Origin of the sequence: Bdellovibrio sp. HCB-162, assembly GCF_047344985.1 — a bacterium.
GTDB lineage: Bacteria > Bdellovibrionota > Bdellovibrionia > Bdellovibrionales > Bdellovibrionaceae > Bdellovibrio.
Genome location: NZ_CP178861.1, coordinates 3,071,469 through 3,084,212 on the forward strand (window position 1 = coordinate 3,071,469; position 12,744 = coordinate 3,084,212).

8 protein-coding genes are annotated in these 12,744 nt (G+C 44.5%); 1 reads left to right on the forward strand and 7 read right to left on the reverse strand.

Translation table 11 applies throughout. The annotated features are described in order from the left end of the window. Positions 1-2,727 (forward strand): phosphoenolpyruvate synthase, encoded by a 2,727-nt coding sequence (locus tag ACLSSO_RS14840; protein WP_413943277.1) that lies wholly within the window; start codon positions 1-3, stop codon positions 2,725-2,727. A gap of 49 nt (positions 2,728-2,776) precedes the next feature. Here the strand turns inward: ACLSSO_RS14840 and ACLSSO_RS14845 are convergent, their stop codons facing one another. The 7 genes from ACLSSO_RS14845 to ACLSSO_RS14875 all read right to left on the reverse strand — a co-directional run bounded on the left by ACLSSO_RS14845 (position 2,777) and on the right by ACLSSO_RS14875 (position 12,741). Continuing rightward, positions 2,777-3,988, reverse strand: a complete 1,212-nt coding sequence (locus tag ACLSSO_RS14845) for a hypothetical protein (RefSeq protein WP_413943278.1) — start codon at positions 3,986-3,988, stop codon at positions 2,777-2,779. 160 nt (positions 3,989-4,148) lie between these two features. Further along, complete coding sequence (locus ACLSSO_RS14850) at positions 4,149-5,330, reverse strand: PA14 domain-containing protein (RefSeq protein WP_295899517.1); 1,182 nt, start codon at positions 5,328-5,330, stop codon at positions 4,149-4,151. A 115-nt stretch (positions 5,331-5,445) separates the two neighbouring features. Then, the gene (locus ACLSSO_RS14855) at positions 5,446-9,138 is read right to left on the reverse strand and encodes a tail fiber domain-containing protein (protein ID WP_413943279.1); all 3,693 of its coding nucleotides are present in this window, start codon (positions 9,136-9,138) and stop codon (positions 5,446-5,448) included. After that, positions 9,135-9,701: a hypothetical protein gene (locus ACLSSO_RS14860; protein ID WP_295905082.1), complete on the reverse strand. Its 567-nt coding sequence runs from the start codon at positions 9,699-9,701 to the stop codon at positions 9,135-9,137. Before ACLSSO_RS14860 ends, ACLSSO_RS14855 begins: the two co-directional genes overlap by 4 nt. 170 nt (positions 9,702-9,871) lie before the next feature. Next, positions 9,872-10,969, reverse strand: coding sequence for a DUF3419 family protein (locus tag ACLSSO_RS14865; protein ID WP_413943280.1), 1,098 nt, complete (start codon positions 10,967-10,969; stop codon positions 9,872-9,874). Positions 10,970-10,978: 9 nt separating this feature from the next. Further along, positions 10,979-12,043, reverse strand: coding sequence for a hypothetical protein (locus ACLSSO_RS14870; protein WP_413943281.1), 1,065 nt, complete (start codon positions 12,041-12,043; stop codon positions 10,979-10,981). After that, positions 12,043-12,741 (reverse strand): outer membrane lipoprotein-sorting protein, encoded by a 699-nt coding sequence (locus tag ACLSSO_RS14875; RefSeq protein ID WP_413943282.1) that lies wholly within the window; start codon positions 12,739-12,741, stop codon positions 12,043-12,045. The genes ACLSSO_RS14870 and ACLSSO_RS14875 overlap by 1 nt, the downstream gene beginning before the upstream one ends. Positions 12,742-12,744 lie beyond the last annotated feature (3 nt).

A 12,744-nucleotide genomic window follows, 5' to 3' on the forward strand; every position in this document is an offset into this window, starting at 1 on the left:
ATGAAACGAATTTTTACTTCTGAAGACACTCTTGCCGTATTCAAAAAATCTGGCGGAGGAAAAGCCTACAATATGGCTCGCCTCACCCAAAAAGGAGTTCCAGTTCCGGAATGGTTCTGCGTAAGTGCAGAAGCTTATGAAGAATTTATCTCTTCAAACTCCTTAAATCCCGACAGTCTGATTGATCCGACTCAATTAGGAAAAAGTGCCGAAAATATTGAAGCCGCTTTTTTGAAAGCGCAGATTCCCTCGGCCTTGGTTAAAGAAATTGAATCCAATCTTGCGCGAATGCAACTCACGACCCAGTTCGTGGCTGTGCGATCCAGTGGCCTTGATGAAGACTCAGCACAGAACTCTTTTGCCGGGCAGTTCTCGTCTTACCTTTTTCAAAAAGGAATGGATGCGATTTCATTGTCTTTAAAAAAATGCTGGGCTTCAGCTTTTTCAGAGAGAGCTCTTGCCTACCGTATTGAGCGAAACATCGGAATTAAAGGAATTTCGATGGGTGTTATCATTCAAAAAATGGTGAATGCAGATGCTGCGGGTGTGGCGTTCTCTAGAAATCCAATCAAAGCTCTGGACCGCGATCATCTTTTGGTGAGTTCCGTTTGGGGACTTGGAGAAGGTCTCGTGAGCGGTGAGCTTGACGCCGACCACTACGAAGTTCATCGTAATGATCTTACTTTCAAACCTCATATCGTAGATAAACCCGAAGCTCTTCGCCAGGCCCCTGAAGGGGGATTGGTGAAAACACATGTCGAAGCAAACTTAGTCAAAGCCTCATCATTAACTGATGCTCAGGTAAAAGAAGTTTCTAAGCTGGCTTTGGAATTAGAAAAGAAATTTGAAGCACCTCAAGATTGTGAATGGGCTTTTGAAAATGGCAAGCTTTACTGCGTACAAACCCGTCCTATCACTTCATTGCCGCCTGAGGAATTCTTCGATGCGCACATCAATGGCAGCGAAGCCACTCTTTGGGATAACTCAAACATTATTGAAAGTTATTCGGGTGTAACATCTCCACTGACGTTCAGCTTCGCCAGCCAGGCTTATCGTCAAGTGTACATCCAATTCTGCGAAGTGATCGGTGTGCCACAGTCTTTGATTGATAAGAACGAAAAAATGTTCCGCAATATGCTGGGCCTGATTCGCGGAAATATCTATTACAACTTGATCAATTGGTACAAGCTGATCTTGATGCTTCCGGGATCCAGTGACAATAAGGCTTTTATGGAAACAATGATGGGAGTAAAGCAGGGATTAAAACCTGAGTTCGCTCATTTGTTTGATTTTATGAAAACACCTGTACGCTATTCTCCCCCTCACAAAGCATGGCTTTTGACGATGACTTTGTGGCGCTTTTTAAGAATCAATAGCATCGTGACTGAGTTTCAAACTCATTTCACGGCGACCTACAATGGCGCCCGTAAAAAGAACTTCCGCGGTATGTCTTTAAACGAATTGCGCGAGTTCTATGAGTATTTGGATGGCGAGGTTTTGCGCAACTGGAAAGCTCCGATCATCAATGACTATCTTTGCATGGTCTTCTTTGGTCTTCTTAAAAAACTCACAGAAAAATGGGTGGCCGAAGGCAATGATGGAGCCTCTTTGCAAAACGATCTTCTTTGCGGTCAAGGCGATCTTGAATCCACGGAACCAACAAAAACACTGATGCGAATTGCAGCTTGGGTTGATAAAGGAAACCCTGCTTTGCGCGAATGGGTTTTGGCGACTCCTATTGATATCGCTTGGAAAACACTCACCGATGGAAAACATCCGGAATTCAAAGCAAAGGTCGATGACTTCCTGGATAAATACGGTTTCCGCTGTATCAATGAATTAAAACTTGAAGCGCAAGATCTTCATGACGATCCGACTTTTGCGATTGGCGCCATTCAAAGTTACGTGCGTATGAAATCTTACGACATCGAAGAGATGGAAAAGCGCGAGCTTGAAATCCGCCATAAAGCTGAAGCTCTTGTAAATCAAAAACTTTCGGGATTTAAACGCTGGTTCTATTTTAGAATCCTAAATCAAGCCCGCAAAGCGGTTCGCAACCGTGAGAATCTGCGCTTTGCCCGTACCAAAATTTTCGGTATTGCCCGTCATCTTTTTAGAGGCATCGGCTACCAACTCACTCGCTTGGGTCAGCTAGAAAATGAACGCGATATCTTCCTCCTCACTGTTGAAGAAATCATGGCCTTCATTGAAGGTCGTGCCGTTTCCTTAGAGCTTCGTAAAATCATTGAACTTCGTAAAGAAGAGTTTAAAGGTTATGAAGAATCTCTTCCACCACCGGATCGCTTTATGAGTTTCGGTGCGGCCGGTGTTGCCTGCAAATTCCCGCAAGTTCTTACCGATGGCGATTTGCTCCGAGGAGAAATTCCGCAATCTGACGATCCCAACGTACTTTACGGAGTTCCGTGCTGCCCAGGTGTGATTGAAGGTGTCGTGCGTGTTGTAAACAACATGAAAGACGCAGAAGGATTGAATGGGGAAATCCTGGTCACGGGAAGAACCGATCCAGGATGGGTTCCCCTTTATCCGTCTTGCTCGGGGCTTTTGATTGAACGCGGAAGTCTTCTTTCTCACTCGGCCGTTGTCGCCCGTGAGTTGGGTCTTCCAACCATCGTCGGTGTCTCTGGCGGACTGATGACGAAATTAAAAACCGGACAACGCGTGCGAATTGATGCCGGAAAAGGCGAGATCCGCATTTTGACAGAATAAAAAAAAGGGAGCACAAAGCTCCCTTTTTCATTTCATCTCTAGTTAAAAACTAAAGTGACAATTGGCCTTTTTCAAACTGATCAAGCCCCTTCATGATCTGCTTCATCTGATCACTGAAAACGGTTGAAGGCTGGTCATCTAACTCTTTAGTCTTACATGGGACAGCACCGACAATCGCTTTAAAGGCGTTACATTTCACCGTCGTGAAGCAAGTCGTATTCGTACAAGCTACGGCATCACCTTGGAAGAAATTAAGCGTGCGATTGGATTCAAATGTTTTGTTATCGATGGCTTGCGCACAGGCATTTCTTCTGTTTCCACTTTTATCGCCAGGGCACATCCAGTCTTTTACAACAGAAAGAACTTCTTCGCGTGACGACTGCAAAGAAAGTGGCGTGACAGAAGGAACTAAAAGTGTGTAGTGAATCAAAGCTTGAGGAATCAAACTATCAACGGTTGAAAACACTTTATAGAAACCCAAACCTTTGCTGAATTTACCGAAGCTATCTTGATAAGCGGCGTTCACAGGTTTTAAGCGCATGCATTTAAGACTTGTACACTCAATGCTACCACGAGTGATACGCGTCGTATTTCCAATACGGCTATAACCTTCTGGATATTGGCCGACATCATGATAATACCATTTGCCATCTGTCATCATTTCTTGGAAATCAGCGGCATTGAAACTTCCAAACACTGGACGACGCCACATTTTTGCAGCCGCTGGAGCCAAAAGCCATCCTGAGTTGCATGAGTGGAAAACAACGAAAGCATTAGGTGCAAGTACGCTTCCGATCTGTGGAAACTCTGCATCTTCTTGATCTAAGCGGTCCGTCTTAGATTGCAAACGGAAGCCGTTGTAAGTGTTGGCGTGACCAAAGAACTGTAACGATGTCACAGGTGAATTCAAATACTGAAGAGCTAAAACCAAACGGCCTTTTTCAAGGTCGTCTTTGTCGGCCTTGCGGAAACCAAAACCTGCTGATGCCAGCATATTTTTCTCATTTTCAAACGACTCGTTCACCGCACTGATAATAACTCTTTGTCTTTGTGGGAAACGATCGCGAGACACCTTTGCAGCTAAGATCGCGGCTTTCAAAAACTGCGTGCCTTGATCGTTACCGAAGCCTGCGACGAAGACATCCGTAGGAACACCTGCGCGAATCTGCGCCGGTTCTGAAGCGATAAAATAGGCTTTACTGTGTTGAGACCAAGCCCCCGCTACGATAAGGAAGGCTCCTACTAAAAGCTTTAGGTTCATACAACCCCACTTGTAAATTAAAGTGGGAGCATTCATATCACAGCCGCAATAAGACCTAAAGAATCAGCGACATTTTTGGGCTTCGCTTGTGAAAAGACTTCAATGACGTCTCAGAAGTGTCAAAACTGTGTACACTTCTGAGACCGAATTAGTGAAAAATCTATGGCAGCAAATTGATAAATGCGGTCGTAGCCTCATTGCCTTTTGCATCTTTCGAAATCGCACGCACTTGATAATAGATACCGTGAACAAGTCCGGAAATTTCCACGGTGTGATCTGTGAGAAGATTATTATCCACCTGAGTGAAGATCTCTTCACCTGTGTAGATATTCACGATATGCAGCTGACTGCTTGCGGGAACTGTGGTTTTCCATGTGATTGTGGCATTCGGCGCCACAGCGGAAGTCACTTGGAAATCGCTGATAGCCAATTTTTCTTCAACGCAAGGATTTTGCTGTCTTTCAGGCATTTTGAAATTGCCTGGAGCTACAACGTTCCAACCAGTCTTTTCAAGAATAGTCATAGCCGGCATTCTTTTGCCATTGCTAGAGTTAAAGAAAAAGTTATTGGTCGAAATACCACAAAGAGAATGATGCGAAGGTTCTTTCCAGGAGTGCGCTTTTTTATGAAGTTTCCAAATAAGAACGTTGGCGATGTGATAGCGAGGCCCTTGATAGTAAAGAATTTTTAAGGGCACTTCAGAATCTTTTTTCAAATTGATCGTACGATAAGGGCAGCCCATGCGAGTCGAGTGATTGCCGTCATTGTTGATCAACTCATTCCACTTATCACCTTCTTTAATGAAAACGCGGGAGCCGTCATCCGACAACGTCGCGATTTCATAGTCACCTTCTTTATCAGCATCCGTGAGTTTTAAAACAGACGTATATTCAATCGCAAAGTTTTCAATCAACTTATTGCCTTGAGAATCCGTGAGAACGTCACCATTTTGTGCTGAGAACCCTTCAGTAAAAGGACGTGTGGGGACATTGACGTCTGCAAAATACAAATTCTGATCCAGCTTTTGGCCTTTGTTAAAATAATCCAAAACGCTATTCACCTTCGTACCCATTTCAGGCGTGCGCAGAATAAGCTTACCCAAAAGACCCATTTCAGGAGAGGAACTGGAGTTATTTGAAAGAGGATCACATACGGTATTTGCCGGATCTACAGGAAAATCTATCGACCCCACAGAGGAACCCGTATTCGTGCGACTAATTCCTGAGAAAGAACAGGAAATCTTTTTTAACGTCCCTTTTTTATAACGAATGTCATCTTGTTGATTCTTTGCCTGTACAGACAAGGAAAATAGAAGTGCCGCGATAAATAGTGATTTTCCCATACAACGTCCCTCTTTAATCTCTACCTATAAGTTTAACAAAATTGTAAATGTTGTTAAAGAAATCTGGGAGCAACGTTCGAGTATGAGATGAGGGAGTCTCAGAGCGAGATGCTAATTATTGAAGACCTAACTTTTCTTTGATCATCTTGAGATCTTTTTTCAATTCTTCATTTTCACTCTCAAGAGTCCGGATGCGATTTTCTTTTTTGCTGTCCGCTTCTTCCAAAGACGCAATTTTTCTTTCAAGCATTTTAACTTGTTCTTCATTGGCTTTGCACATGCCATAAAGTTCTTTAGTAGATTCAATCAGTGGAGCAACGAGCTTACTATAGCCAACCGTTTTATAACCGTTAGTTCCTGTTGTCACTGCTTCCGGATAAACAGCTTCTACTTCCTGAGCAATAACACCGATGTCATTACCATCCATGAATTTCATAGATGGAAAATCTTCTTGTCTCCATTGGAACGAAACACCTCTGAGTTGAAGAATTTTCGCCAAGGCTCCTGGCAATACCTCAATATTCTTCTTATATCGTCTATCGGATGTTGTTTGCCATGCCGATGTTCCCGCAGCAGGACCATTCACATGAAGCGTATAACCCGGACTTGTTATACCGATTCCCACATTACCATTTGAATCAATACGCATTCTTTCTGCAGTCGCCAAACTTCCAATCGGAGTTGTATTAAAGGTCATATAAGTGGGTGTGCTCGATCCGCCCCATGTCCCTGCGGCTTTGAAACTGATAGTGGCTTTTCCACTTGGCCAATTGGTTCCATCATATCCATCGCCTGAAAGAATTAAGAGAGTATTATTAGCTACAAGAGGATTAGGTGCAGCCCGCGTTCCTCCAGAGCCAGCTCCATATATGAGTGAGGCTCCGCCATAAGTGCGCAAATCAATATTTGCACCGAAACTGCTAGTGCCGTTGTATTCATTCCAAATTGACAGCGGCTGCCCCGGAGTGTTCGTTCCAAGACCCAAGTTACCTGCTGGATCAATGACAAGTCTTGGGTTCGGTCCGTTCACAATGGCAAATGACCCAGGAGCTGGAGATACGCTTCCTGTACCGTAAGTTCTCAAAGAGTAAACGGCAGTGCCCGCACTATCGACGATATTCATTCCTGAAAACGACGTCGACGCACTCTTTACACTTAATCCGACAGGCGTTGTACTTAACACATCCAAAGGAACTGCGGGACTATTAGTTCCGATCCCGACATTCCCCCCAGTATAAGAAATATTAGCACCCGACGTGGCCCACTGAGAACTTACTGGTATTGCGGTATTACAGATGACAGAGCCCGTTCCATCTGAAGTACACATTGAGTTGTTCGTGATACCACTTACACCAATCAACGGCACACTACCTGAAACAGAACCCGTATTTTTAGTTGCCGCAGTACCAAGACCCAAATTTGTTTGCGCCGCAGCTGCCGTCGTTGCTCCCGTACCACCGCGAGTTATCGGTAGAGTACCACTCACTATTTTTCCAGCATCGAAACTTGGAATTAGAGTGGAATCAATTAATCCCGTCGAATCAAGTTTTGGAATCTTACCGGCAAAGCTGGCACTTCCCCCAGTCACTGTTGAATTTAATGTCAACACAGGAGCCGTTGTTGGTGATGTAACAGAAATATCCCCATTTGCACTAGAGACATTCGTGACGGTTCCACCGCCACCACCAGAAGCTGCAATTGTGATTCCTCCCGCAGAGTTTGTGACTGTAATACCAGATCCACCAGTGATGTTCGCTAAAGTAAATCCACTTCCGTTACCAATCAAAAGTTGTCCGTTTGCAGCAGTTCCTATATAGCTTGCAAGTTTTTGTCTTGATGGTGAGTTGTTTGTCCAATAAAGATTTGCTCCGTCGCTTTCAATATTTCCACTGACTGCAGTTCCTACCAAGGTGCCCGCAGGAATTCTCATTGGAGAAAGTGACGTCGTTCCTGGCGCTAAAGTCAGCATACCTGTCATTGCACCACCGGAATTTTGCAAAGCTCCTGTGATACGAGAATCATTACCCGCAGCGAAAGTTGTTGCTGTTGTTCCTTGTAAGCTTGAGATCGTAATATCTGTTGGTGTTGCGGCCGTCGCCGTGTTGTTACCTTTCAAAGTATTCGCAGGCATATTGGCCAGAGTCACAACACCCGTCGTAGATATTGTCGCCGCACCAGACATTGTTTGAGCAACGGCCACATTTGTTCCATCACCAATCCAAATCTTACCGCTGGCTAAAACTGGTAATAGAGGAGAGGGTGCCTGACACACCCAACCTGCTAATGTCCAGGTAGCGACATTTCCTGCAGTCCCACAAGAAAAATTAGAAAACTTTCCCGTGCCGTCTTTGACGACAATGGCCGCCGTACCGTCATTCACTCCGGTGTTATTAAGATCCGCAACTAAAATAGTTCCGTCTAAAATCTTTGTCGTTGTCACAGCACCAGTCGTGATTGTTGCCGCTGCGGAGTTAGGACCTGAAGCTGTCACATCACCAGTCAATGCGGTAATATAACTTCCACCCGCTGCCTGCGTAACCCAACTCATATTTCCTGCGGTGTCGGAGGCTAGAACCTGGGTTCCCGTGGTAGGCAAGGCGCTCGGTAATCTTAAAACGTAGTTCGCACTAATCGGTGTTGAGGGTCCTGTGATTTGGATTTGATTTCCACCTGCCGCGGGACTACGAACATAAATATTATCAGTAAAAATATTTGTATTCGTGATCGTCGGTGCTGACAAAGTTCCCGTTGTCGAAATATTTCCACTGGTATTAATAACTGCTGTAGCAGAAATACCTGAGGCTGTTGTCGCCGTCACTGCATTGACGTTGGTTAACTGTGAACCATCTACTGCTGGAAGCTTTCCAGCGCCGTTCATCTGGACAATCTGATTCGCACCAGTTCCAACATTTACATTCAATGTCACACTGCCAGAAGTTCCACCACCGGTCAGTCCCGTTCCTGCAGTGACACCTGTGATCGTCCCTGAATTTCCCGCAGGTAACGTGGCTGGAACCCATTGAGAGCCATCAAACTGAAGAACTTGATTTATCGTGGGATTTGTGGCCGAAATAACAGTCCCTTTTATTTTATCTACACTGACGTTGTTATAAGGACCAGTGACGTCTCCACCAAATAACGTCGACGTTCCAAGTTTGTTGTTGAATATATTCCAGTCTGCTGAACTCAAATAACCGTTTGTCGATGTGTTGGCTGGAGCAATAGAGATATTCGGAGTTGCTCCGCCACTGGACACTAAAGGTGCGCTGGCAGTGACCCCCGTGACAGTACCGCCACTCAAAAGATTTTCTATGGCCGCTTGTGTGACGATGCCGCTTGTCTGAACAAAATCCGAAGGACCTTTATCAGCAAGCTTCTGAGAGTTAATAGCAAAAGGAATATTGCCAATTACAACATCAGGCGTGAGATCTGTCGATCCAACTTTGATGTGCAATGATCTTGTTGCGAAACCACTTACAGTGACGGAGCTCGCTCCACTACACTCAAGACTTCCGGAAGAAGCAAAAATACGGGTGGCATTATTCGTTGTCGTGTCAGTTCTTGTTCCCGCTCCAACAATAACACTGAATTCACCTTGCGAGCCCGGCGAAATTGGTTGAGTTTCCTCGTACGCAATACAAGAAGTTCCGTAGATAACTTGGAAGGTCACCGTTTGTGGTGTCGTGATCGGTGTACCACTGGAGTCCGTCAGAACACCTTCATAAGTAAAAAGTGAACCGGGCGAAGTTGCCACCGCATGCGCTTGAGATACAAAGATCATCATGACTAAAGAAAGAATTAACTTCATTGAGCAATCCTTCCTTTAATAGTAAAGCTGCCGCCACTGGCAACATGTTGATTTTGCGAACGTACACGTCCATGCAAAACCAATCCCGTTCCCGTCTGTGTTTGTGAGCCCGCGAGAATTTCTTGGCTAACAGGTGTCGATGGTGAATATTTCACATTCACAGTACGGTAAATCCAACTGCCGATACGCGGAAGCGCGCGAAATTTTACGGAGACCACTTGGCCATTTGTAAAACTCATTCCGCTCCATGGTGATTTTGTATTCGTCAGTGTCACGGCAAAAGCACCGTTTTCACATTTTGATTTTGCCGACGGATCGTAAGCTGTGGGTTGCAACCAGGTGGCTCCCCCATCAAAACTCATTTCTACTTGCCCAACAAACGCAGAACAATTCGCTTGCAACGGAACCGAGTGCATGCTTGCAGTCACCACATCTGTCGTCACAAAATCAAAGCCTTCAATGGAACGAAGAATAGAAACCGACGGAGTCGTGTCGGAGCATCCGACAAGAAATAGTAAAAGTGGCGCTAAAATGTTGATTTTACGAACATCCCATTTGTTCATGACCCTTTAAATATCGGTATTTTTTAAAAGGCCCTTGAGTTTCAAAATGAGACTCTTAAATAGTACTAAGGATGAAACAAACTCTGTCTCAATTATGTAACAATTCTAGAATACAAAGCGACCCGCGACGCCAAAACCGTCATCTTCGTAAGTATCTGCCCTCTCTTCGGCTAGCTCTTCATGAAGATGTGAAATTGATAAACACCCGTGCCATCCTTGTTTTGGGCCCACAGATCTTTATCAGCAAGTGCTTTCCAACCCGTGACGTCGATCGCTGTGGGAGCACGCATGAAAGAACGGATCACCATTTGGCTTCCGGATTTAGTGTCTTTAGAAAGTTTCTGCAAAATCTGATTTGCATCTTTGCCGTCAAGATAAGAAATCGTGTCTGACAGAGAGATAAAATCATACGGATGCTGAGGCAAATGCTCCAAAAGATTTCCGTTCAAATAACGGATTTCGGTTTTCGATTTTTTAACAGCTTCAACGATGTGTTGATGTGCTTCCAGCGGAAGCCCTTCTTCGTAAGCGATTCTTCCTAAAAACAAAATCTGCATGAAATAATTTTTGCGCACCAATTGCGTTTTAAAGATGCGACTGAATTCTTCCATAATAAACTGCGACGGAGAACGCTGCTCCGTCTTATGCTCGGACTTTCCAGAGAAATGTCCTTTATATAAAAACTTATTAAAAACGTATTCGCTGGCTGCGACACGGATAAAACTGTTCCAACGAATTTTTGGCCAGTATTTTTCATAAAGCTCAACTTGCTCGTTAAGTGATTGAGCCTCAAAGACTTTGCTGAAATCGCATTGCAGAACTTCTCTAAATAAGTATCCCAACTTTTGAAAGTGAGATTCCCAACGGCCGAGCAGAATAAAACCGTGTGGCTTCCACCCTTCTTTCCGCTCAACCCAATAGGACTTGGCTTCGGAAGACAATGTCAGCTTGTTAAATAAAACCTCCCGGTCATCGCCGGAATCACTTCCGCCTTGAAGGGCGCCCCGATATCCCATCAAAAAAAGATACTCTTCGTAAGTGAGCGTCTTCATCGCCTGCAAGCGCAGTTCACATAAGTAAAGCTGGCTCACCGACATATCAATGACGTCTAAGTATTTGGGATTTTTCGCAATCAAAGGTAAACAGCGTGCGCCCGAGCCCGCAATACTGAAAACCCGTTCTGCGCCTTCGGGTAAGAGGTCAAACTCAATGCGTGTGTCTTCATTCGACAAAGTGTAATTCAAATCTGAAAAGTATTCTTTTGCCACACGTACTCCTTAAAATGCTAAATTGCCGGTTAATTCAAAACGCACACCCATCACAAGTCCCCCTGTGATGTCTTCGTAGATTTTATAAAGGCCTTGTTGACCTTCATAGTTTTGCACAAAAGCCGATGCCGTAAAATAATCTGTGAGGTTGTATCCATAGCTTGCGCTCACAAAAGCGTCCTTACTTTTGGGATTTTGATAAACCTGCATTTGGATATCATGACGATTAGGATTCCATTGAGCCGTCATATAAAAAGCCGTTTGTGCTTCGTTTTCAGTAAGCCCGTTGACTTCAAAATAACTGATCTGCGGCAGGATGATCCAGTTTCCTAAAAATAAATCACAGCCGATATTTGCAAACATTTGATCGCGTTTGACTGGCAAATTTGGAGTGGTGTCATTCATATAACCCACTTCAAACTTCGGCACGGCGGTATCAAAAGCGTAGTTTCCTGAAAAGCCGTAAAAATACTTCTTAAGAACTTGGGCGCTCATAGCTGAAAAGCCAAAGCCCCCCATATTCCATTTCACCCGGCCACCGAAACTTGTGTTCTTTTCGTTTTCCGCTTCAGGAATAGGAACTGGATAAAAATTTTCAGCAAGCTCCCCAATACCAACTAATTCCACCGAGAAGTTTTCTTTCGCATAAGAAAAAGAGGCACCCGTGGAATGTGTTAACTGATCTGAAAGCGGATCAAAAAACAAACGATTAAAACGACGGCCCGTCCACACGTCCAAAGACGGCAAAGTCCAACTTTCGCTCCAACGCAAAGCTTGTCTTCCGACACGAACAAAGAACGATTCTAATTTAAATTCGAAATAAGCTTCTTGAAGGTATCCGCGCGAAGGAGATCTACGAATGAAAGCCTGATCTTCATTTCCCTCAAACTCGCCAAAACCTTCCACAAAAATTCCAAAAGGTCCCACATTGGAGTTCAATTTAGATTTCACGACCAAGCGGTTGGCAAGCTCCTCTTCTTTTCCTTGAATATAGTCATAGCGTGCAGCACCCGTGAGGTCTGCGCGCGCGATGACCGCATTCAGTAAAAGAAAAAGGAGAACGCCGAAACGCACTACTTCATGCTTTCCATATTACGAACTGTAAAGAAAGAATCAGGGTAGTCTTTTTTATTCATTCCCAGGATACGGATGTAACTGACCTGTTTATTGGTATCTTCGATTTTCAAAGTGCCGGGGCGCATCGCACCTGCGATATTTTTATAATCTTCAAAACTAGCACGCTTTAAAACGGTCTTACCATTCAGCCCCAAATACTCTGCACGCAATGGTTCAAAGGAGCCTTTTTTAAGCCACAGACGAATCCAGGCATAAGTGAGATTGTCTTTATTGCCTTTTAAAAGAAGCTGCACTTCGCTTGCCGTTTCACCTTCTTTTGTGACGGTATAGTCCCCGTACCAGCGAGTTCTTGAAATATCCCCGTTAGCCACTTGCCCCGAAAGTTTTTGCGCCAAGGACAAACGCATGGAACGTTTTAAGTTCGGCACATAGGCATGGAAATCACGGTCGAGCATCAACATATTGCGACCTTTATCGCGCGCAGGCTCTTTGGTCACGATCAAGGTTTTATCTTGGCCTTTTAAATACACTTGAAACACGGATGTGTTTTCAGACGTTTCAACTTTGATTTTCATTTCGTAAGAAGCGGAAGGATTACGAATATTGTCGGCCTTTTTTAGCCACTCTTCCGGATTTTCCTGAGCCCTTGCTTGAACGGAGAACGCAAACGCGCACAAAAGTAAAAACGTCTTCATGAC